This window comes from Intestinimonas timonensis, from assembly GCF_900626145.1.
In the GTDB taxonomy this organism is placed as follows: Bacteria; Bacillota; Clostridia; order Oscillospirales; family Oscillospiraceae; genus Intestinimonas; species Intestinimonas aquisgranensis.
Window position 1 is genome coordinate 1,723,864 of the sequence record NZ_LR130817.1, and the last position, 18,430, is coordinate 1,742,293.

Annotated in this window: 29 protein-coding genes and 1 other RNA gene; 11 read left to right on the forward strand and 19 right to left on the reverse strand. The window is 57.1% G+C overall.

What is annotated here, in order from left to right:
* Window positions 1-4 precede the first annotated feature (4 nt).
* From E0E29_RS15245 to E0E29_RS15255, 3 genes are all read left to right on the forward strand, one after another.
* A complete protein-coding gene (locus E0E29_RS15245; protein ID WP_130850568.1) occupies window positions 5-850 on the forward strand; it encodes a DUF2238 domain-containing protein in 846 nt (281 codons plus the stop codon).
* 53 nt (window positions 851-903) lie between these two features.
* Window positions 904-1,080 carry a DUF1540 domain-containing protein gene (locus E0E29_RS15250; RefSeq protein ID WP_130850569.1) on the forward strand — a complete coding sequence of 59 codons (177 nt, stop codon included), beginning with the start codon at window positions 904-906 and terminating at the stop codon, window positions 1,078-1,080.
* A gap of 179 nt (window positions 1,081-1,259) precedes the next feature.
* Window positions 1,260-1,919 carry a zinc-ribbon domain-containing protein gene (locus tag E0E29_RS15255; protein WP_130850907.1) on the forward strand — a complete coding sequence of 220 codons (660 nt, stop codon included), beginning with the start codon at window positions 1,260-1,262 and terminating at the stop codon, window positions 1,917-1,919.
* A 377-nt stretch (window positions 1,920-2,296) separates the two neighbouring features.
* On the opposite strand, the gene E0E29_RS15260 is transcribed toward E0E29_RS15255, so the two are convergent.
* From E0E29_RS15260 to E0E29_RS15270, 3 genes are all read right to left on the reverse strand, one after another.
* Entirely contained in the window at window positions 2,297-2,452 is a 156-nt protein-coding gene (locus E0E29_RS15260; RefSeq protein WP_008981660.1) for a rubredoxin, read from the reverse strand.
* Between the two features lie 25 nt (window positions 2,453-2,477).
* The gene (locus E0E29_RS15265) at window positions 2,478-3,020 is read right to left on the reverse strand and encodes an NADH peroxidase (RefSeq protein WP_130850570.1); all 543 of its coding nucleotides are present in this window, start codon (window positions 3,018-3,020) and stop codon (window positions 2,478-2,480) included.
* 151 nt (window positions 3,021-3,171) lie between these two features.
* A complete protein-coding gene (locus tag E0E29_RS15270) occupies window positions 3,172-4,599 on the reverse strand; it encodes an AAA family ATPase (protein ID WP_130850571.1) in 1,428 nt (475 codons plus the stop codon).
* A gap of 205 nt (window positions 4,600-4,804) precedes the next feature.
* Between E0E29_RS15270 and E0E29_RS15275 the strand changes: the two genes are divergently transcribed.
* From E0E29_RS15275 to ssrA, 4 genes are all read left to right on the forward strand, one after another.
* Window positions 4,805-5,794 (forward strand): Ig-like domain-containing protein, encoded by a 990-nt coding sequence (locus E0E29_RS15275; protein ID WP_130850572.1) that lies wholly within the window; start codon window positions 4,805-4,807, stop codon window positions 5,792-5,794.
* Between the two features lie 114 nt (window positions 5,795-5,908).
* Entirely contained in the window at window positions 5,909-6,376 is a 468-nt protein-coding gene (gene smpB / locus E0E29_RS15280; RefSeq protein WP_130850573.1) for an SsrA-binding protein SmpB, read from the forward strand.
* A 59-nt stretch (window positions 6,377-6,435) separates the two neighbouring features.
* Window positions 6,436-6,957, forward strand: a complete 522-nt coding sequence (locus E0E29_RS15285) for a peptidylprolyl isomerase (protein WP_130850574.1) — start codon at window positions 6,436-6,438, stop codon at window positions 6,955-6,957.
* 244 nt (window positions 6,958-7,201) lie between these two features.
* Window positions 7,202-7,557: a transfer-messenger RNA gene (gene ssrA, locus E0E29_RS15290) on the forward strand.
* Window positions 7,558-7,706: 149 nt separating this feature from the next.
* Here ssrA and E0E29_RS15295 read toward each other — a convergent pair.
* The 13 genes from E0E29_RS15295 to E0E29_RS15350 form a co-directional block, all read right to left on the reverse strand.
* A complete protein-coding gene (locus E0E29_RS15295; RefSeq protein WP_130848949.1) occupies window positions 7,707-8,111 on the reverse strand; it encodes a hypothetical protein in 405 nt (134 codons plus the stop codon).
* A gap of 13 nt (window positions 8,112-8,124) precedes the next feature.
* Window positions 8,125-8,547, reverse strand: coding sequence for a hypothetical protein (locus E0E29_RS15300; RefSeq protein ID WP_130848950.1), 423 nt, complete (start codon window positions 8,545-8,547; stop codon window positions 8,125-8,127).
* Window positions 8,548-8,662: 115 nt separating this feature from the next.
* Entirely contained in the window at window positions 8,663-9,415 is a 753-nt protein-coding gene (locus tag E0E29_RS15305) for a hypothetical protein (protein WP_242622377.1), read from the reverse strand.
* A 104-nt stretch (window positions 9,416-9,519) separates the two neighbouring features.
* On the reverse strand, window positions 9,520-9,744 hold the full coding sequence (locus tag E0E29_RS15310; RefSeq protein ID WP_130848951.1) for a hypothetical protein: 225 nt from the start codon (window positions 9,742-9,744) through the stop codon (window positions 9,520-9,522).
* Entirely contained in the window at window positions 9,741-10,142 is a 402-nt protein-coding gene (locus E0E29_RS15315; RefSeq protein ID WP_130848952.1) for a hypothetical protein, read from the reverse strand. Before E0E29_RS15315 ends, E0E29_RS15310 begins: the two co-directional genes overlap by 4 nt.
* A 3-nt stretch (window positions 10,143-10,145) precedes the next feature.
* A complete protein-coding gene (locus E0E29_RS15320; RefSeq protein WP_130850575.1) occupies window positions 10,146-10,517 on the reverse strand; it encodes a hypothetical protein in 372 nt (123 codons plus the stop codon).
* Window positions 10,514-10,651: a hypothetical protein gene (locus E0E29_RS18315; protein ID WP_165449927.1), complete on the reverse strand. Its 138-nt coding sequence runs from the start codon at window positions 10,649-10,651 to the stop codon at window positions 10,514-10,516. The genes E0E29_RS15320 and E0E29_RS18315 overlap by 4 nt, the downstream gene beginning before the upstream one ends.
* A gap of 145 nt (window positions 10,652-10,796) precedes the next feature.
* Window positions 10,797-11,462, reverse strand: a complete 666-nt coding sequence (locus E0E29_RS15325; RefSeq protein WP_130850576.1) for a helix-turn-helix domain-containing protein — start codon at window positions 11,460-11,462, stop codon at window positions 10,797-10,799.
* Between the two features lie 13 nt (window positions 11,463-11,475).
* Window positions 11,476-11,691, reverse strand: coding sequence for a hypothetical protein (locus E0E29_RS15330; RefSeq protein WP_130850577.1), 216 nt, complete (start codon window positions 11,689-11,691; stop codon window positions 11,476-11,478).
* A 144-nt stretch (window positions 11,692-11,835) separates the two neighbouring features.
* Window positions 11,836-12,156 carry a hypothetical protein gene (locus tag E0E29_RS15335; RefSeq protein WP_130850578.1) on the reverse strand — a complete coding sequence of 107 codons (321 nt, stop codon included), beginning with the start codon at window positions 12,154-12,156 and terminating at the stop codon, window positions 11,836-11,838.
* Window positions 12,153-12,410: a hypothetical protein gene (locus E0E29_RS15340; protein WP_130850579.1), complete on the reverse strand. Its 258-nt coding sequence runs from the start codon at window positions 12,408-12,410 to the stop codon at window positions 12,153-12,155. The genes E0E29_RS15335 and E0E29_RS15340 overlap by 4 nt, the downstream gene beginning before the upstream one ends.
* A gap of 11 nt (window positions 12,411-12,421) precedes the next feature.
* Window positions 12,422-12,871, reverse strand: a complete 450-nt coding sequence (locus tag E0E29_RS15345) for a helix-turn-helix domain-containing protein (protein WP_130850580.1) — start codon at window positions 12,869-12,871, stop codon at window positions 12,422-12,424.
* 326 nt (window positions 12,872-13,197) lie between these two features.
* A complete protein-coding gene (locus tag E0E29_RS15350; protein WP_130850581.1) occupies window positions 13,198-13,413 on the reverse strand; it encodes a helix-turn-helix domain-containing protein in 216 nt (71 codons plus the stop codon).
* 133 nt (window positions 13,414-13,546) lie between these two features.
* Here E0E29_RS15350 and E0E29_RS15355 point away from each other — a divergent pair, with 133 nt between their 5' ends.
* The 3 genes from E0E29_RS15355 (at window position 13,547) to E0E29_RS15365 (ending at window position 15,785) form a co-directional block, all read left to right on the forward strand.
* Window positions 13,547-13,945 (forward strand): hypothetical protein, encoded by a 399-nt coding sequence (locus tag E0E29_RS15355; RefSeq protein WP_130850582.1) that lies wholly within the window; start codon window positions 13,547-13,549, stop codon window positions 13,943-13,945.
* A gap of 275 nt (window positions 13,946-14,220) precedes the next feature.
* The gene (locus tag E0E29_RS15360) at window positions 14,221-14,550 is read left to right on the forward strand and encodes a hypothetical protein (RefSeq protein WP_130850583.1); all 330 of its coding nucleotides are present in this window, start codon (window positions 14,221-14,223) and stop codon (window positions 14,548-14,550) included.
* 434 nt (window positions 14,551-14,984) lie between these two features.
* Window positions 14,985-15,785, forward strand: a complete 801-nt coding sequence (locus E0E29_RS15365) for a 3'-5' exonuclease (RefSeq protein WP_165449928.1) — start codon at window positions 14,985-14,987, stop codon at window positions 15,783-15,785.
* A 58-nt stretch (window positions 15,786-15,843) separates the two neighbouring features.
* Here the strand turns inward: E0E29_RS15365 and E0E29_RS15370 are convergent, their stop codons facing one another.
* Both E0E29_RS15370 and E0E29_RS15375 read right to left on the reverse strand, forming a co-directional pair.
* The gene (locus tag E0E29_RS15370) at window positions 15,844-16,701 is read right to left on the reverse strand and encodes an IS3 family transposase (protein ID WP_130848459.1); all 858 of its coding nucleotides are present in this window, start codon (window positions 16,699-16,701) and stop codon (window positions 15,844-15,846) included.
* The gene (locus E0E29_RS15375; RefSeq protein ID WP_130848458.1) at window positions 16,698-17,012 is read right to left on the reverse strand and encodes an imidazolonepropionase; all 315 of its coding nucleotides are present in this window, start codon (window positions 17,010-17,012) and stop codon (window positions 16,698-16,700) included. The genes E0E29_RS15370 and E0E29_RS15375 overlap by 4 nt, the downstream gene beginning before the upstream one ends.
* A gap of 406 nt (window positions 17,013-17,418) precedes the next feature.
* Here E0E29_RS15375 and E0E29_RS15380 point away from each other — a divergent pair, with 406 nt between their 5' ends.
* Window positions 17,419-17,889 carry an Ltp family lipoprotein gene (locus E0E29_RS15380; protein ID WP_207303616.1) on the forward strand — a complete coding sequence of 157 codons (471 nt, stop codon included), beginning with the start codon at window positions 17,419-17,421 and terminating at the stop codon, window positions 17,887-17,889.
* 172 nt (window positions 17,890-18,061) lie between these two features.
* Here E0E29_RS15380 and E0E29_RS15385 read toward each other — a convergent pair whose 3' ends face one another.
* Window positions 18,062-18,331, reverse strand: a complete 270-nt coding sequence (locus E0E29_RS15385; RefSeq protein WP_165449929.1) for a type III toxin-antitoxin system ToxN/AbiQ family toxin — start codon at window positions 18,329-18,331, stop codon at window positions 18,062-18,064.
* Window positions 18,332-18,430: the final 99 nt, after the last annotated feature.

Consider the following 18,430-nt stretch of genomic DNA (forward strand, 5'->3'; position numbering starts at 1 on the left):
AGTAATGGCAGCGAAGAAAAAAACAGATTCCTCCGGAAGGCCGCGGAACACCATAGAAGAGCTTCGGGAGAAAAAAGGCGCGGTGGTCACGGTCTACATCGTCCTGCGCCTGGCGGTCATCCTGGTGCTGATCGCTCAGTTTGTCAAGGGCAATTTTGAAAATGTGTTCCTGTGCGTCCTGACCCTCATTTTGTTCCTGGTTCCCACCTTCATCGAGCGGAAGATCCATGTGGACCTGCCGGATACCCTGGAGATCATCATCATGCTCTTCATCTTCGCTGCGGAGATCTTGGGGGAGATCCAGGCCTACTATATTACCTTCCCTTACTGGGACACCATGCTCCACACCATCAACGGCTTCCTGTGCGCCGCCATTGGCTTTGCCCTGGTGGACATCCTCAACCGCAGCGATCGCTTTTCCATTCAGCTCTCCCCGCTCTTTCTGGCTATCACCGCTTTCTGCTTCTCCATGACCATCGGAGTGCTGTGGGAGTTTTTTGAGTGCACCATGGACCAGTTTTTCTTCCTGGATATGCAGAAGGACACGGTGGTCAACACCATCTCCTCGGTGATGCTGGACCCGAAGGGGGGCAACCATCCCACCGCCATTCGAAACATCACCGACGTCATCGTGGTCACCGCCGACGGCACCCAGCATGCCCTGGGCCTGGGCGGCTACCTGGACATCGGCATCCTGGACACCATGAAGGACCTCTTCGTCAACTTTATCGGTGCGGTGGTTTTCTCCATCATCGGCTATTTTTACGTCAAATCTCGGGGCAAGGGCCGGTTTGCCCGACGCTTCATCCCCCAGGTGGTACGTCCGGAAGAGGAGAAAACAAAGGAATAGACTACGCCGCGCAGGGTATACTAGGCCTGTACCAAAAAAGGAGGTCTAGTACCATGGAAAACAAGAACGCCAACCCCAGCATTGCCTGCACCGTAGCCAGCTGTGCCTACCACTGCAAGGAGAAGAACCACTGCACCCTCAATGAGATCCGGGTGGGCAGCTGCCAGAGCAAGGTCACCGACTGCGGCTCCACTGAGTGCGCTTCCTTCCAACTGGGCGCCGGCAACTGACCCTGCTACAAGACCATACGATCGGCTGAATGTGTGCCGCGGAGGTTCTCCGCGGCACACATTTTTTATGCCTTTATTTCCAATAGAAAACACTATGCAGCCGGGATATGGTATGCCGGGGCGGCAGTTGTTATACTGGTAAAGAACTTCGAACGGAATAAAAACGAGGAGGAGAGGGTATGTTCTGTCCAAAATGCGGTGAAAAATTGAAGGATGGCATGGTCGTCTGTGAGAAGTGCGGCAGCATTGTGCCGCAGCCCGCGGGACCAGAGAGCAAGGCGGGTTCCGGTTTGGGTGTGGCCGCACTGGTGCTTTCTATTTTGGGTTTTCTCACCGGTTTCCTGCTCATCGGCATGGTGTTGGATGTGGTGGCCATTGTACTGGCAGTATTGGTTTTCCGAAAGGCTAAAAGGACGCCTACAAAGACCGGCCAGGCCATTGCTGGCGCCATTGTGGCCGGGGTCTCCCTGGTGCTGTGCCTGATCCTGTTTCTCCCCAGTCTGCTCGACGACCCTGCCGGGGACCTCTACAAGGAGGCAAAGGGTTACTATAACGATGGCTCCTATACGCTGGCCATCACTACGGCCAATGAGGTGCTGGACGAGTACCCCGGCACCCGGGCGGCGGACAAGGCGGAGGATCTGATCGAGAAGTGCGAGGCCGCCCTGCCGGCTGCTCTGCTCTCCGACATGGAGACGGCCCTGGAGGCGGAGAACTGGGATCAGGCGGTGTCCCTGGGCCAGGAACTGCTGGAGAAGTACCCGGACAGCCCGGAGGCCGGCCAGATAGACGGCCTGATGGAGCAGGCCCAGGCGGGTCAGACAGCGGCGGAGGAATAGCATGGGCAGAGAGAAAACCTGTACTTTAATAGTGACATGTGATATAATCAAAGCATGAAAAAAGCAGCCCAAAAGGGCTGCTGAAATGAAGAGAAAACCGGCAATTTTGATCCCGTTTGGCTTCCATCCGAAGAAAAGTCTCTGATTTTCCTTCTGATTAGGCCAAAACTTCATAAAAGTTGATGGCTTTTCTCAAAAAGATGGTATTAAGCGGTGAAAACTGCTTGATATAGGTGCAATTCTGGTGAGTTGCACATGTGAAAGTCAAAAAAGTGTGAAGAGAGGAAAAGTTGCACACCAAGTTGCACGCTTCGGCGATTAAGGTAGCAGAAAAGAAGGGAACCAGTCACCTGGCTCCCTCTCTTCTGTATCAGGACTTACTCCTTCTCAAAGACATCCTTGCCCATGCCGCAGATGGGGCAGACCCAATCCTCAGCGACCTGCTCCCAGGGGGTGCCGGGAGCCACGCCGTTATCAGGATCGCCAACAGCGGGATCATAGACGTAGCCACAGGGGCAAACATACTTATCCATGTTCGTTCTCCTTCTTGTTAGAAGATTAGCCGAAGTAGCGCTTCAGCAGGCCCTCGAAAGCCTTGCCGTGACGGGCCTCATCGCGAGCCATCTCGTGGACGGTGTCGTGGATGGCGTCCAGGTTCAGCTCCTTGGCCTTCTTGGCCAGCTCGAACTTGCCGGCGGTAGCGCCGTTCTCGGCGTCCACACGCATCTCCAGGTTCTTCTTGGTGGAGTCGGTCACGACCTCGCCCAGCAGTTCGGCGAACTTGGCAGCGTGCTCAGCCTCCTCATAAGCGGCCTTCTCCCAGTACAGGCCGATCTCGGGGTAACCCTCGCGGTGAGCCACACGGGCCATGGCCAGGTACATACCGACCTCAGAGCACTCGCCGGCGAAGTTCTCGCGCAGGCCCTGCAGGATCTCCTCAGGAGCGCCCTGAGCCACGCCCACCACGTGCTCGGCAGCCCAGGTCTTCTCACCGGCCTGCTCCTTGAACTTCTCAGCGGGAGCGCCGCAGAGGGGGCACTTCTCAGGAGCGGTCTCGCCCTCGTACACATAACCACAGACGGTGCAAACAAACTTCTTCATAAGTCAAAGTCCTCCAGTCAAAAAGAATTTGTATATATTCGCTAATAGGAATCATTACTGTTTTCTGAACTGTCCATACTATACCACTTTGCAGGGGATTTGTAAAGGGGTTTTAAAAATTTTTTTGAAAAGATTTTGTAAACCGCGAGACTCATGGATTGTCCTCTGATTCCGGCTCCTTCAGGTCAGCTGTAGTCAGCTCCATGAGCTGCTCCCGGGTGGGAGATGTCAGACCGGCCACCCGGTCGGCCTGCCGGGCCACCGCCCGCTCAAAGAGATTGCGCACGTCACGGGCGTTTCCGAAGTTTTCATCCCGTTCCTCGTAGAGAGAATTTAAATACGATTTACAATATTCTGCTCCGTCATTGCTTAGAGTATACCCGTTCTTCTCGCACATGGACTGAAAAATGGAGAAAAGCTGCTCGCCGTTGTAGTCATCAAAATAGAAGTACTTGTTGAAGCGACTCTCCAGGCCGGGGTTGGCGTGGATGAAATCTCCCATGAGGGCGGTGTAGCCAGCCACAATAACAATGAGGTCGGAGCGATGGTCCTCCATGGCCTTGAGGAGGGTCTCGATGGCCTCACGGCCGAAGTCGTTGGCGTTGTCGTGGCTGGAGAGGGCGTAGGCCTCGTCGATGAAGAGAACGCCGCCCAGGGCTTTTTGGATGACCTCACTGGTCTTGATGGCGGTCTGTCCCACAAAGCCGGCCACCAGGCCGGAGCGGTCTACCTCCACCAGCTGGCCCTTGGGCAGGACGCCGATGGAGTGGTAGATCCGGGCCAGCAGACGGGCCACAGTGGTCTTTCCGGTGCCCGGATTGCCCATGAAGACCAGATGGAGAGACATGGGAGGGACGGGCAGGCCCTGCTCCTCCCGGAGCCTGCGGACCTTCACCAGGTTGATGAGACTCTTCACATCCCGTTTTACCTTGTCTAGGCCGCACAGGCTGTCCAGCTCGGAGAGCAGGTCCTCCAACTTTTCTGGGGGCAGAGCCGTCTCTTTCTCAGAAGCGGCCTCCAGTGCCCCCTTGGCGGCAGGGGCGGGGCTGTCCCCCCGGCGAGTGACGAAGTCTCCGGCGTCGGTGCGGGGGTGTTCACTGGCCAGACCGCCCTGAGCGCACAGAGCGGAAAGCGTATCGGCGCAGGCATTGACAAAACCGGCCTCCCGATCGCTCACCGCCCCGTCCACAGCGGCAAAGAGGAGGAGCATCAAGGTCATCAGGTCCACAAAGCGCCGGGCGGTGGTCTGATGATAGGCCTTGTCGTAGTCCATCATTTTGCGGAAAAAGGCGGGGGGCTGAAAGCCGGGATACTCGGCCACGGCGGTGCTCAGCTCCCAAAAGAGCGCGGAGGGGACAGGGTTACCCTTACAGTAGATGGCGTTGTACCACTCCACGTGCTGCGGGGTGACGGCGCCGCCGTCAGCCTGCCAGACGCCAAGGGCACATTGGCGGAGGAACTCGTCGGCACAGGTGTTGAACATCTGCCGCATGGCCGGGTTGGCGATGTGCTGCCGGAAGGCGGTCACCCCATCGCTGTATTGCTTGTGCATGGCTTGGGCCGTCATCGCGTCCTTCACGCCGCCACATCCTTTCCTGTCACCATAGAAATCAGTGATACCACTACATTATAGGCATGTCTCAGGGCGTGGTCAAGCCTGAGTGGTCGACATAAAATTGTAAACATTCCATTATTTCTTCCAACGTAAGGTTGACGATTTTCAACGAAACATGTACTATATACATGACATGCGATCAGAGAAAGACCAAGGGGGATTATAGTATATGGCCAATAAGCGTGGCACTGGCACTCGATTAGCCGTTATCCGCTGTCCGAATTGCGGTGAGGATTATTCTGTAACATATAAACGCTGCCCTTTCTGCGATGAAAAGGCAGAGGAGGAGAAGCGTCAGTCCGGGGAGCACCTGGATGATATAGACGAGGAGGAGTCCCGGGAGGGACGAGGGGGCCGCAGGCTGGCCGGTGGACGGCGGGGGGAACCCTGGACGCCGCTGCGCATCGTGGGCACAGTGGTGCCCCTGGTCATTATCGCCGCCGCCATCTGGATCGTGGTGACCCAGATCATGCCCCTGGTGAACCGGGGAGAGATGAACCAGCTGCCGGAGGATACCGCACCTGTAACCACTACGCAGGGCGTTGATGAGACACCGTTGCCCACGGACAGTGCCCTCCCTGAGGACACCACTGCGCCCGAGGATACCACCGCGCCGGAGCCCACCGTTCCCGCCGGGCAGACGGCCACTGGCTTTACTCTGAGCCGGGAAGACTTCACTATGAATGACAACTACCCCGACCCGGTGCGGCTCACTGTCACCTTCCAGCCTGACGGCGCCACCGGCACCATCACCTGGAGCAGCAGCGATCCCGACGTGGCCACCGTGGACGATACCGGTCTGGTCACCCACGGTACCAAGAACGGCAGTACCACCATCACCGCCACCATGGGGGATGGTACCACACAGACCTGCACTGTGCGGTGCAGCTTCTCCAACGCCGGCAGCTCCTCCAGCTCCACCTCCAGTACCGGTTCCCTGAGCCTCAACCGCACCGACTTCACGCTTCAGAGCGCCGGTGAGAAGTTCCAGATGAAGGTGTCCGGAACCTCTTCCACGCCCACCTGGCACATCGGCAACACCTCTGTGGCCACCATTTCCGGTGACGGCACCGTCACTGCGGTGGGCGAGGGAAACACCACCATCACCTGTACCGTGGACGGCAAGACCCTGGAGTGTATCGTCCGCTGCGATTTCTGAGCTTGAAACAGACTTGCCCCGGTCGGAAAAAAGCTGGCCGGGGCAAAGTTCTGCTTTTAAATCGCATGGAAGTGTGGTATAATCATTTTCCAGTCCTGAGAAAGGAGGCGCGCCATGGATCACGCCCCGGTCAAACTTATCGCCTCCAATCGGAAGGCCTATCACGACTATTTCGTGGAGGACAAATACGAGGCCGGCATCGAGCTGTGCGGCACGGAAGTCAAGTCCATCCGTATGGGCAACGTGAACCTGAAGGACGCCTTCTGCATCATCAAGGACGGGCAGATGGTGGTCCACGGCATGCACGTGAGCCCCTATGAGAAGGGGAATATCTTTAACCGTGACCCCCTGCGGCCTCGCCGTCTGCTCATGCACAAGCGGGAGATCCTGCGGCTTTTCGCCAAGGTGAAGCAGGACGGCTACGCGCTGGTGCCTCTGTCGGTCTACTTCAAAGGCCCCCGCATCAAGCTGGAAGTGGGCCTGTGCAAAGGTAAAAAGCTCTACGACAAGCGGGACGCCGCCGCCGCCCGGGATGCCAAGCGGGAGATGGACCGGGCCCGGAAGGACCGCAGCCGTTATTAAAAAAGCGACATAGGGGCGGGATGATGTCCTGTGCCCTGATTTGAAAGGAGTGTTTTCCCATGGCTCAGAATCCCATCGTGACCATCGAGATGGAGAACGGCGGAAAGATGGTGGCCGAGCTCTATCCTGAGGTGGCACCCAATACGGTCAACAACTTTGTGAGCCTGGTCAAGTCCGGCTTCTATGACGGGCTGATCTTTCACCGCGTGATCCCCGGCTTTATGATCCAGGGCGGCTGCCCCCAGGGCACCGGCATGGGCGGCCCGGGCTATTCCATCAAGGGTGAGTTCACCGGAAACGGCTTCAAGAACGAGCTGAAGCACGAGCGGGGTGTGCTGTCCATGGCCCGTGCCATGAGCCCCAACTCCGCCGGCAGCCAGTTCTTCATCATGGTGGAGGAGGCGCCCCATCTGGACGGCCAGTATGCCTCCTTCGGCAAGGTCGTCGAGGGTATGGACGTGGCCGATGCCATCGTGAATGCCAAGCGGAACTACATGGATAAGCCGCTGGAGGATCAGCGTATCAAGTCCATGACCGTGGAGACCTTCGGCGTGGATTACCCCGCCCCTGAGAAGGTGTAAATCAAAAATCGGCGTGCTCCCCTCCCCGGAACGGGGAGGGGGGAGCGCCTGTCTCTCCTACCGCACGGCGGCGGAGCCGCCACAGGGCAAAGCCTGTAAACAGATGCCGTGACCTGACCATATCCCCAAACCAAACCGGAGCCCAGCGCAAGCGGGTCGGTTTGGAGAGGAGAGGCAAGGGAGCGGGGTGAGGGATAGCCGCCTTTGGCGGGTGTCCCGAACAGAGTGGACTTTGCCTCGACGAGGGGGCGTACCGGTTTCGACGGGGACGCGGAGGCAGGAATAGCGGGCGGTGGCGCCTGGCCACCTTAAAACGGGCATTCTTTATAAATTAAAGAACAACAACGATTACGAACTCGTCGCGGCCTAATTAGCCCGTGACCGTCCCGGCCGGAAGGCCCACGAGCCGATTCGGGGCGTCATTTTAGTGGGGACCGTGCGTGCGTAAAGCTTTGAGCGTACCATGAATGATGAAGCTACCGACCCTCTGAGCGTGACGGCTCGCGCTCTGGGAAGGGAATTCCAATAAACCGTCTGCGCCCGGAGAAGTTCCTGTCAAAACGTTTTCGGACGGGGGTTCAACTCCCCCCGCCTCCACCAAAAAGAAATCCCCGTAGCCTCAACGGTTACGGGGATTTTCTTACTCCTGCAATGGTTTGCGGTGTTTTTAACTGTTACACAATGTTACTTTGTGTAACACGATGATTGCACACGAAACTGCAAAATTGCACACGGGATTGCACACGGAATTACTCCCGTCCCATCTGGTCCATGCACCGCTGAATGGCCTGACGCTCCTTCTCGGTGGAGGCGGACTCCATCATCTCCTGGAGCTGTTCCATCATCTGCTCCTTGGCGTCGTGGCGGGAGTAGCCGCCGTCACGGCTGTAACCGCCGTGATTGCCGCTGTACCCGTCCCGACTGTAATGACCACGGACATAGTGGCGGCGGCGGTAGCTGGAGCCGCCGTCATAAGACCCACCGGAACGGGACTGCCCGCCCTCCTCCTCCAGCATGCAGATCTTGTCGATGTTCTTGATGGTGTCGGTGAGCTTGTGGACGATCTCCAGATCACCGGCGCCCATATCGGGCTTCTGGTTGATCTCCTCCAGCTCCATGCAGAGCTTTTCTTTCAGCTCGTAAAGTGCTCTCATGCTTCCACTCCTTTCACGCCGTCCGGACGACTTCCATGTTGCTGTTTGCGAAGTTGATGGCCTGGGCGCTGGTGTTGCGCATGGCCACCGTGACACAGCAGCCACGGGGCACGTCCACCGAGGCGGAGACGTAGATGTTGAAATAGTTCTCCACGGCGGCAGGGGTCACCGTGGCCACAGAGGTGGGCAGGGGCTCCCCATTGATGGTGAGGGCCGCCGTGATGGCCTCCACGGTGCCGCCGGCAGGGATAGCGATGTTGCCGCCGAATGCCACGCGGAACTTTGCCCGACACTGGTTGGTGAGCCCCCGAAGAGTCACCAGCCCAGCGCCGGCCCGGTGTACGATGCTGGCGTTGCCGGAGGCCGCCGTCTCGCTGAGGGGCGCATTCTGGCCGGGTGCCACAGTGGCGATCCCGGCGTTGGTATACTCGGCCATAAGATCCTTCCTTTCAAAAAATGTACGGCGGGAGCGATTGCCCCCGCCGTTGTTGTTGTGTATCGGCTCGGGGCCGAACATCCGAGAGATCCTCGGAAGCTGGATCATGCAGTTGTCAGCAGCCGCAGCCGTTGCCGCAACCGCAGCCGCCGTTGCAGAAGTTTGGGAAGGTCACGGGCTGGGGAGGCTGGACCACATAGGCAGGCGTGGGGCACTCCGCGCCGGTCCGGCGCAGGATCTCCGCCTTGTTGGCGTCCATGGCCGCCATGAGGACGGCGTTCTGGTTGGACTGGCTGGCGGCCAGCTTCAGACTCTGGTTCTCGGCAGTCAGGGTGGAGATCTTGTCCTGGGTCAGGAAGTCTAGGATAGCTCTGGTGTTGGAGTTGTTGTTCTCCAGAATGTCCCGAGTGGTATTCTGGATGGTGTTGCGGGTGTCACAGGCCTGGGCGGCCATGTCATAGCGCACTTGGCCGATGGCCTCGCGGGTGTCGCAGCAACACTGAGCTAGCTGAGCGCCAAGGCCGTTGAAGCCCATCTGGGTCTGATAGCCCAGATTGCACACGGCATTGTCCACACCGTGGAAGCCGCTCTGCACGGCCCCCAGGATGTCCCGCTGGCCGCCCTGGAGGTTATTGAGTGCGAAACCGTCGTTGATGTCGGCTCGGGTGGCGAAGCCCTGGAAACCGGAACCGCCAGCGTTGCCGCCGAAGCCGCCATAGCCGCCCCAGCCGCCGAACAGACCGAAGATAAGGAACAGCACGATAAAGGACATCCAGTCGCCGCCCCAGCCGAAGCCGGAGCCGCCGTTGGTGTTGGCGGGCTGTACGGGCATGGTCAGCACAGCGCCGCCGTCATTGGTAAGAGACATGGTCATTCTCCTTTTGTTGTATTTCAAAACCGTGGCCACGGATTTTGAGACTGAGTTGCATCAAACTTTCATCTTTGTCAGCAAATATTGAAAGTACACTTTGCTTATTTCCCAAACATCCCCCGCAGGCCCTCGAACATGCCCTGCATCTGCTGGGCCTGCTGCTGGACCTGATAGAGCTGCTGCTGGGAGATGCGCCCGCTCTGGACCATCTCCTGGATCATGGCGTTGGGGTCCTTGCCCCGCATCTGCTGCATGAACTGCTGGAACTGGCCCAGCATGGGGCTGCCGCCCATACCGCCGCCCATGGCGTTAAAAAACGGGTTCATTCCGCATCCTCCTTTTCACTCCTGCCCAGGGCGTCCACACGGGCCGCCAGGGCGTCCAGTTCGGCTTTCGTGGCGTACTCCACCGCCGGAGCAGCGGGGGCAGCCTTGGCCGTGCCCCGCTCCACCAGGTCAAAGACCTGCATGGTGGGCCGCCCGGAGGCGTCGGCCTGTTTGAGGTAGATCACCGGCGCGTTGGAGTCCCACAGGGCAACGGCGGAGTTGGGGGCCATCAGATAGCCCATGGCCTCCTGCTGACCGCTCACCCAGACCATGGACTGCTGGGGGGCGGGCATCTGGGGCGTGGGCTGGGGCGTGTACTGCTGCTGCCGAAGCTGGGCCAGATTGTCCATCATGGGCGGCTGCGCCGGGTAGTATTGGGGTACATATGGGTAGCCCACAGGTCACTCCTCCTCCTTGGTCCAGTAATAAAGCACGATCTCATGGGAGCTGTCCCAGGTGTCATAGAGGGCACCGTCCTGGACGCACACCACATGGCCGGACAGGGTGAGGATGTAGGTCCCCTGTCGGTGGCCGGCGGCAAACTCCTCCACGGTCACGTCCTCGGGGGCCAGCGCCCGCCGAAAGCCCTGGGCCCGGAGATAGGCCCCCCAGACGACGTTGCTGGATGGCATGTCCCGCATCTGGTAGCCCTGGAGGCACAGGGCGGTGTAAACGGGCTCCCACTCCTTATCCATGGCCCTGCACAGCGCCCGGACGGTGCAGTCGCCCACGTTCCGTCCCTCGGGGTTTGGGTTGTAGTACTTCACGTTCATCTCCTACGGCCCTCCAATGCGATGACATAGGACTCCAGGCCGTCCTCATCCCCCTGGGACAGATACCAGGCAGCCGCCTCGGCGGCGCTGGCCCGGTCCAGGCCGGCGGCGATCATCCGCTCAATGAGCTCCACGCCCTTTCCCCCTTCCAACAAAAATAAACGGACACGACGCCCCCTCCGGGCAGCCGGTCTCCGGCCCTGTCGTGTCCTCCTTTGTATTCAGTTTACCGGTTTTCCCCGGTCCAAATGGGCAAAAAAAGACCGCCCCGAAGGGCGGTCAAAGTGCATCAGAGGCGTATGGCACCGCCCAGTCCTTGTTCTGCACCTGCCGCTTGAGGGCCCGGGCAATGGTGTCGATGAGAGCGTCGTCCGGCTTGAGCCTGTCCCATTCCCGGACGGCGCTCACCCGGTCCTCATGCCGGGGATAGAACTTCCAAAAAGCCTCGAAGCGCTCCGGCTTCCAGGTGGGCACGCTCTTGGGCGCCCGCTTCCGTTTCGGTTCTTTCGGTTTTTCGGGCTGTCCCCCTTGGGGGACTATAGGGGGTATATATTCTATACTTGTATTATTCTCCTCCTCATTTTTGGGGGGAGGGGTCCCCTCACTTGTGGGGGGAGGGGTATCCTCATTTTTGAGGGGAGGGGGGCACACTCCATCCACCCCGTAAATGGGGACGGTGCGCCGCTCCACCACCTCGTTCTTCTCGTTCCGGATGACCTCCACCCGCAGGTATCCGCCCTTGGCCAGGATGGCGATGAGGCGGCTGACGCTCTTTTCGCCCAGGCCAAAAAGCCCAGCGAAGTAGGCGTTGTGGGCACTGCAATACCCATTGGCATTGCTCAGGGCCGTGATCTCCCCATAGAGCAGCTTGGCGTTGGGGGGCAGGTCCTGGTCGTAGCGGACGGAGGCGGGGATGACGGCCCAGTAGGCCGGTCGCTCTGCCATACCACCACGCTCCTCACAAGATGTACTCGACCCAGCCGGGCAGCCCGACGGCCACCACGATGCAGGCCAGGAAGGCCGCGCTCTCCCGCAGGATGCGCATGGTCCGTCGGCGCTCCGCCCGGGTCATCTTCCGCCAGGCCTGGCGCAGGCGGGCAAAGGGATACTTCCGCCCTCTCTGTGCGCCCCAGCCTTTCCCGGCGGGACGCCATTCAGCGTCCATGTAATCCATAACGATCCTCCTCTTGATGATGTCCGTGCCGCTCCTGGCGCGGCGGGTCGCGGCGGCGTCCAGAGGCAAGACGCCCCACCGGGGGAAAGAGCCGGCTCCGCCTGATCCCCGCCGCCCCAGCGGCGGCACGGTCCTCGTTGATACTCACAGGGGTGTCTTGTCGCACACCCAGCCGTTGGACAGGCTGCACACGATCCCGCCGGACAGCTCCACCCAGTGCTCCTCACGGGTATCGGCGGTCGTCTCAAACCAAAAGTGCCGCCGTACCCGGAAGCCCAACTCCCGGAGGTAGCGCAGCCGCTCCCCCTCCGTGGCCCGGTCCACCAGACACTTGGGGTACCCGCCTCCGTGGCTGGCCTCAAAGGTGATATGCAGCTTGTCCAGCGCCTTGGGCCAGTCCTCGGCCCGCTTGGCTTCTTTGGCAGCCCGCTCGGCCCTGATCTCGGCAATGATGTCCTCGCTCATATAGCTCCCTCCTCATTGTCGAGCTTGGCGATCTGCTCCAGCCGCCAGGCGGTCTCCAGTGGCAGGCGGACGGTGCGGTCTGCGGCCATGAGCCGGGAGACGGTCTCGTGGCCGATGCCCACGGCCCGGGCCAGGGCGTAGTTGTTGAGCCTGTGGCGGCGTTTGTATACGGCCAGCCCGTCGGCCAGCCGCTCGGCCCGATCCTGGAGCCGCTGTTCCTCCCGCTGGGCCTGTGTCAGTGCTACTCTGGGCATAATATACCTCCTCACTCGCCCTGTCGGGCGCACCGCAGTTCCAGGGCGGCCTCCACGATCTCCTGGAGCTCGTCCAGGATGTCGTCGAACTGCGGGCGCTCATCGGCGTCAATGACGTTGTCCTCCGCGATCTCCATGAGTCGCCGGTCTGCGTGAGAGTCGGCAAACTTGTAGATGCGGTTGGTCAGCTTGGCGCTGGCCTCCAGCACCGACCGGGGCTGGATCTCCGGCACCACCCGGCTGTACATGGCGTTTTTCTCACGGGCATGCCATGCGATCAAATGCAGAGCATTGTACAGGATGGACATAAGGTCCACCACATCATCAGGCGGCGTCCGCTGTCCGGTCTCATAAGCCCGCATGGACTCCACGCTGATGCCCAGCCGCTCCGCTGCCGCCTCTTGGGTAAGCCCGGCGGCCTTACGACAGATCTTGTAGATATTCCGGCATTCCTCCGGCATGGTAAAACCCTCCTTCACAGGGGTATGATAGTTAATGGAACATGGGTGTAACCACAATGGCCCGGATGGACGCTCTTGCCCGCTGCTCCGGAAAATTCAAGGCTGATCGACTCGCATGACAGCCGGGAAAACCTGGGCAGCCTCAAAAACCGGGGCCGCCGTCTTTAACCAATCTCCCCGGCAGTCTTCAGCACAGCTGCAACCTGTGCATACAGCAGCAAAGTTGACGGGAACTTCCATCAGCGCGCTCTCATGTGCCGCGACAAAATGCCTTGCTGCACAAATAAGTGCATCCCTTGGGATTTCCATCCCGCTCACCTCCCCCCTCAGCTTGCGTCCTTTTCCTCCACCCCGGGCGGCTCCCGGCCATAGAGGGCGTCGATGGTACAATGGAGCAGATCGGCCAGGATAGGCAGTTTGTCCGCGCTTGGTTTCGCCATTCCCAGCTCCCACTTTCTCACGGCGACCGTCGATACTCCTAATCGGTCGGCAAGCTGTATCCGTGTCAGCCCGAGAGCTTCCCTGTGCTCTTTGATTCTCATTCCGCCTCACCTCCTTCTTAGGGCTTGTTCGTCATTGTTTCCTGTGGTAGAATGAAACCATAGGTTATACACCCAAATCTGCGCTATTTTCTTCATGAAATTTCATGAGGATCAAAAGGAATGGACCATTCACATGGAATTGGATTATATCCTTGCGATTATTTCTTCCGTAATCTCCTTTTTCGCTGTCTGTGTCTCCCTTTACTCTGTACACCAAAGCCAGAAAACCGCCTTGACAGGAACATACTTCTCCGAGATGGCAAAGGCATATTCCGACTACCTCTGCTGTGTCTCCGAGTTTGTGTTCCGCCGTGGACTTGCAGAGCGCAACGAACTCGCAGCTGCCCTTTACCGGCTTCAGTTGTTTGCCTCTCGTGAGATTGCCATGGACGCCCAGAACCTCTACATTTTCGTGCTGGATTGGGCTGCATCGAATCCAACGGGAGCTCTGACAGTGGATGAGCAAGTGAATGATCTAGGAGGCAAAATGCGGGAGCACTTGAGCCATGCAAGGAAACGGGGCCACTTTTAACGAGGTCTCCAACAAACTCCGCAACCGGGCCTTCAAGGATAAGAAACAACTCCACACCCAAGCATGCCGCCATAAAGCCAGCACAAAACCATTCGATTTGGTTGATTGTATAGCCCCCCTCCCTGCCCACCGAAAAACCTGCGGTTGCTATGGCATAAGCATAATCTCAATTTTTTCGATTGTCAATTGTAAAATCGAAATTTTATCTATTATTGGAGATTTGTATAAAATAGTAATCTCAATTTTATCTACTATGACGCAAGGGAGGTGGTTGTATGGATACCGCTGAACGTATTTTTTTATTACTAGACCAGTCTGGGATGGAGCAAAAGAAATTTGCAGAGTTGATTGGAGCTACCGACAAAATTGTAAGCAAATGGAGAACCTCTGGATTGAAATCCTATCGAAAGTACCTTCCCCAAATTGCCGACGCCCTAGGAACTTCTGTGGAATATCTTGTAACCGGCGAAAAAAAAGCACCCGCCGGCCAGGAGGCCGACGGGCGTGAAAAAGAGTTCGTTCAGTTGTTCGAAAAGCTCACACCGGAACAGCAGGACCTTTTTATCGCCCAGCTGCGAGGAGTTGTAGATTCTCAAGACAAGTGACCTGGTCTTTCTCCTGAAGCTGACGGAACAGCTCCAGAGCGGTGGTGAGTTTCTCGGCAGGCGTCCCTTTCTCCGCGTGGTGCGGGTTGTATTTCGCTTGGGTATGGTTCCACACTACGCTTTTTTCTGCGCATTTGCAAGACATATATTTTTTCACCCTCCCAAACTTTCAAGGCAGTTTCACCGGCGTCCGGCCACTGTTTTCCGGATCTGGGCGCACCGGCTGGACATTCGGGCGCTCGTGACCGACTTTTGTTAGAACCCATCACTTTCCGGCCTTGGTGATTATGCCTTTTACATAGGGAGGAACAAAGGGGAAAGTTGCACGCAACCATACAACAATGAACGGAGGAATTGATAAATTGTTTTATGACAGCAGCGAAATAGCAGCCGTCCCAGTAGATATCTCCCCCGTTCCGGCTGCCAAAAGAACGATGACAGAGTTGGATTCCGTTAAGTTCAGCAGTATTTCCTCCAAAACTCCGTACAAGACCATTTACAATTTCGTATCCATCGATGTGGAAACGACCGGACTCTCACCCTCAAAACACGAGATCGTGGAAGTGGCCGCCATCCGTTTCCGGGACGGGGTCCCCGTCGAAAAGTTTACATCTTATGCGTTTCCCCAACGCGGGATCTCAGCCGAGGCCAGCGAAATCAATGGGATCACCCTGGGAATGGTTTCCAATGCTCCCGCGTTTTCAAACATCGCAAAATCCTTTGAAGATTTTCTTGGCGATGATAACATCGTCGGCCATAACCTGAAGTTTGACCTCCGGTTTCTGTGCAAATACGGGGTGAACTTTTTGGCGAAAAAGCGCCGGTATTATGACACCTTACAGCTCGCACACAAGAAGCTGAAGTCCCCCAAAAAACTGTGGGACGAGGATCGCAACTACTGCGGTCTGGACTGGGATTCCGATTACGATGTAGAAAATTATAAACTGGGTACACTGTGTGAGTATTATGACATTGAAATGTTCCAGACACACCGCGCCGCCGACGATTGCTATGCCGCCGGTCTGCTCTTTATCCAGCTTGGCATGGAATACGGCGCCATCGACAGACCCACGCCCATGACTCTGGAAGAGATCCTGGCGCAGATCTCCGCACAGCCTGAGCCAGCTGTTCCCGCTCCGGCCTCTCCCGATACGGTCAGACAGCCTTCCGCGCCGGAGCCGCCACCGCCCCGGAACCCCATCAAACGATTTTTCACCAGCCCCTGGTTCCTGTGAACTGCCCCAGATTGTGCGGACAGTACAAAAAAGAGCCCTTAGTAGGAAAGATTAAGTTTTAAGCGGAGAGGCGTCGCGCCAGCGGCGCCTCTCCAGTTTTTAACTGGATGCGCTCATGGTTATAGAAGTAAATATAGCGGTCAATCATCTCATTGGCTTCGGAAAAGGTCGCCGGTTTGTGGCGGTAAATACATTCTGTTTTGAGGATAGAGAAGAAATTTTCCGCCATGGCGTTGTCGTACGGGTTTCCTTTCCTTGACATGGATGGTGTGATTCCGTATGCTTGAGTCAGATTGAAGTATGCTGCAGAGGTGTACTGAAATCCTTGGTCGCTGTGGAGCTGCAACTCCGCAGCGACCCTCTTTTTCTCCTGTTTCATTGCCAGATGAACGGTATCCAGAACCAAATTCACTGTCTGCTGGGTTCCAGTCTTGTAGGCGATGATGCTGTTGTCATAGAGGTCCCGGATTATGGAAAGGTACAGCACACCCTGCCTGGTGTGGATGTAGGAGATGTCTGTTACCCATTTGCTGTTAGGTTTGTCCGCATGGAACTCCCTGTTCAGCAGATTCCTGTATTTGTGTGCCTGCCGCCCCATCTGCTGCCATTTCCTGCGGCGGCGGATCTCCGAGAGCAGATCATATTTCTTCATGATTCGCAGCACAGTTTTGGGATTGCAGAAGATATTCCGGCTTTTCAGCCACAGCCACATCCGCCGGTAGCCGTAGGTGCGGAAGCTGCGTTCCCGCTGCTGTGCGATGAGCCCCGCAAGAGCCGCATCCTTTTCTGGCTTGCCTAGGCGATGGACAAAAGCATAGTAGCCGCTTCTGGACACTCCAAAGAATTTGCACATGACTGCCACTGGATACTCTGTCCTGTGACGATAGATGATATGATACTTTACCTTTGCTCTCACTTCCTTTCTGTGAAGCGCAGAAAATCCCGCAGTAGTTTATTTTCCATGCGAAGCCGTTGGATCTCACAGGCCTGCTCTGCCACAACGTCTCCTGGCGCAGCATCTTTTCTCGGCCGTCCTTTCGGTCGTGGGCGGATTCCGGCTTCCAGTTTTCGTTCTTTACGGCGCTCACGCTCAAGTAGTCTTTTTACCACCTGCTTATTCCGGAAGCCATAGTATTCTGCGACTTCCCGCTGTGTTTTCCCCTCTGCCAACATGGCCTTGATCTCTGGTAAAAGCATTTGAACGTGTGTGTAATTTCGTTTCTTCATGACAAAACCCCCTGATGTAGTCTATTTTCCTACATCAGGGGGGCTTTTGTCACTGTCCGTTTTTACTGGATCTGTTCACCTGCTCTGCATGTTCTTTTTATTTTCGGCTCTGGTGGTGCTGACGACTCTGGCGGGGTGGTTTGTCTTCGCAGGGATCTACCTGGTGCTTTCGGTCTGCCTGGGTGTCATGACCTACAAAAAGTTTTCTGCATCTGGGCCGGAAGAATAGGCGTACCCAAAACAGTGCCGGATTTATGGCACAATAGGAGTGAGTAGAATGAAAAAAAGGTTCTTCTCTATCTCTGCGCTGGTGATCGCATTGGCTCTTCTTGGTTCCTGTTCTTCTCAACCTTCCGAGGAGAGCACCGTACCGACCTCATCCCCCATTTTGGCGGAAGAGACGCAAGTGATCGACTCTGAACCCGCCGTACCCCCGGTAGATGATGCCACGCTGGGTGAAAAGAACGCCCTGGCTACCGCAAATACTTATCTTTCGTTTTCTGCATTCTCTGCACAAGGTCTGATCGATCAGCTGGAATTCGAGGGCTATACCACCCAGGAGGCCCAGTACGCCGTGGCCAAGTGCGGAGCCGACTGGAACGAGCAGGCGTTGAAGAAGGCCGGAAGCTACCTTGACTACTCCGCCTTTTCCTACAGCGGACTGTTTGACCAGCTGTCCTATGAGGGATTCCTTCCCGAGCAGGCGCAGTACGCAGTGGACAACTGCGGAGCCGACTGGAAAGAGCAAGCCGCTAAGAAGGCACAGGCTTACCTGGATTTTTCCTCCTTCTCCCGCGAGGGCCTCATTGACCAGCTCCTGTATGAGGGTTTCACGCAGGAGCAGGCGGAGTACGGGGTAACCTCCGTAGGTTACTAACTTAGATGCAAGAGGCCGGGGCTACAGCCCCGGCCTTCAAAAGTCCAAGAAATGGAATATTCGAATAATCAGCAGTTTCACCAAAAGTGACGTTAGCGTATTGACAACTAAGACGCCGGGGCATAATATAGTGGTACAACGAATGTGACTCCGTCACCCCCCCGTTGTAGATTCAAGCCCTTGGCAGTAAGCCTCCCACCATAAGGGAAGTGCCGAACCCAAGGGCTTTGCATTTATTTTTGAACACCGGTCCGCTCGATTTAATGTTCACATGGTTCGGCTTCGGAGACTCAAGCGGGACATAGTAGTCAAAGCCATTGATGGACAAAACAATTCCCACATAAGGGCGGCGCTGTCCTTTATTCAGTTGAACCCGGTTGTCAATCTTATGTAAATAATCTACATAACCCTCACGGATATGATAAAAACGGAATTTACCCATCTGTTTCCCGTCCTTCTCTTTATAGAAAATGCGGGATAGCAATGCCATCCCGCATTTTTAGTTCCTCACTTACGGTGGAGGGTCACCGCTTTTTTCGCT

Excerpts from the sequence above, each read along its gene's own strand:
- E0E29_RS15245 (WP_130850568.1), top strand. The coding sequence starts at position 5 with ATGGCAGCGAAGAAAAAAACAGATTCCTCCGGAAGGCCGCGGAACACC.
- E0E29_RS15250 (WP_130850569.1), top strand. The coding sequence starts at position 904 with ATGGAAAACAAGAACGCCAACCCCAGCATTGCCTGCACCGTAGCCAGC.
- E0E29_RS15255 (WP_130850907.1), top strand. The coding sequence starts at position 1,260 with ATGTTCTGTCCAAAATGCGGTGAAAAATTGAAGGATGGCATGGTCGTC.
- E0E29_RS15260 (WP_008981660.1), bottom strand. The coding sequence starts at position 2,452 with ATGGATAAGTATGTTTGCCCCTGTGGCTACGTCTATGATCCCGCTGTT.
- E0E29_RS15265 (WP_130850570.1), bottom strand. The coding sequence starts at position 3,020 with ATGAAGAAGTTTGTTTGCACCGTCTGTGGTTATGTGTACGAGGGCGAG.
- E0E29_RS15275 (WP_130850572.1), top strand. The coding sequence starts at position 4,805 with ATGGCCAATAAGCGTGGCACTGGCACTCGATTAGCCGTTATCCGCTGT.
- smpB (WP_130850573.1), top strand. The coding sequence starts at position 5,909 with ATGGATCACGCCCCGGTCAAACTTATCGCCTCCAATCGGAAGGCCTAT.
- E0E29_RS15285 (WP_130850574.1), top strand. The coding sequence starts at position 6,436 with ATGGCTCAGAATCCCATCGTGACCATCGAGATGGAGAACGGCGGAAAG.
- E0E29_RS15295 (WP_130848949.1), bottom strand. The coding sequence starts at position 8,111 with ATGAGAGCACTTTACGAGCTGAAAGAAAAGCTCTGCATGGAGCTGGAG.
- E0E29_RS15300 (WP_130848950.1), bottom strand. The coding sequence starts at position 8,547 with ATGGCCGAGTATACCAACGCCGGGATCGCCACTGTGGCACCCGGCCAG.
- E0E29_RS15305 (WP_242622377.1), bottom strand. The coding sequence starts at position 9,415 with ATGTCTCTTACCAATGACGGCGGCGCTGTGCTGACCATGCCCGTACAG.
- E0E29_RS15310 (WP_130848951.1), bottom strand. The coding sequence starts at position 9,744 with ATGAACCCGTTTTTTAACGCCATGGGCGGCGGTATGGGCGGCAGCCCC.
- E0E29_RS15320 (WP_130850575.1), bottom strand. The coding sequence starts at position 10,517 with ATGAACGTGAAGTACTACAACCCAAACCCCGAGGGACGGAACGTGGGC.
- E0E29_RS15325 (WP_130850576.1), bottom strand. The coding sequence starts at position 11,462 with ATGGCAGAGCGACCGGCCTACTGGGCCGTCATCCCCGCCTCCGTCCGC.
- E0E29_RS15330 (WP_130850577.1), bottom strand. The coding sequence starts at position 11,691 with ATGGATTACATGGACGCTGAATGGCGTCCCGCCGGGAAAGGCTGGGGC.
- E0E29_RS15335 (WP_130850578.1), bottom strand. The coding sequence starts at position 12,156 with ATGAGCGAGGACATCATTGCCGAGATCAGGGCCGAGCGGGCTGCCAAA.
- E0E29_RS15340 (WP_130850579.1), bottom strand. The coding sequence starts at position 12,410 with ATGCCCAGAGTAGCACTGACACAGGCCCAGCGGGAGGAACAGCGGCTC.
- E0E29_RS15345 (WP_130850580.1), bottom strand. The coding sequence starts at position 12,871 with ATGCCGGAGGAATGCCGGAATATCTACAAGATCTGTCGTAAGGCCGCC.
- E0E29_RS15350 (WP_130850581.1), bottom strand. The coding sequence starts at position 13,413 with ATGAGAATCAAAGAGCACAGGGAAGCTCTCGGGCTGACACGGATACAG.
- E0E29_RS15355 (WP_130850582.1), top strand. The coding sequence starts at position 13,547 with ATGGAATTGGATTATATCCTTGCGATTATTTCTTCCGTAATCTCCTTT.
- E0E29_RS15360 (WP_130850583.1), top strand. The coding sequence starts at position 14,221 with ATGGATACCGCTGAACGTATTTTTTTATTACTAGACCAGTCTGGGATG.
- E0E29_RS15365 (WP_165449928.1), top strand. The coding sequence starts at position 14,985 with ATGACAGAGTTGGATTCCGTTAAGTTCAGCAGTATTTCCTCCAAAACT.
- E0E29_RS15375 (WP_130848458.1), bottom strand. The coding sequence starts at position 17,012 with ATGAAGAAACGAAATTACACACACGTTCAAATGCTTTTACCAGAGATC.
- E0E29_RS15385 (WP_165449929.1), bottom strand. The coding sequence starts at position 18,331 with ATGGGTAAATTCCGTTTTTATCATATCCGTGAGGGTTATGTAGATTAT.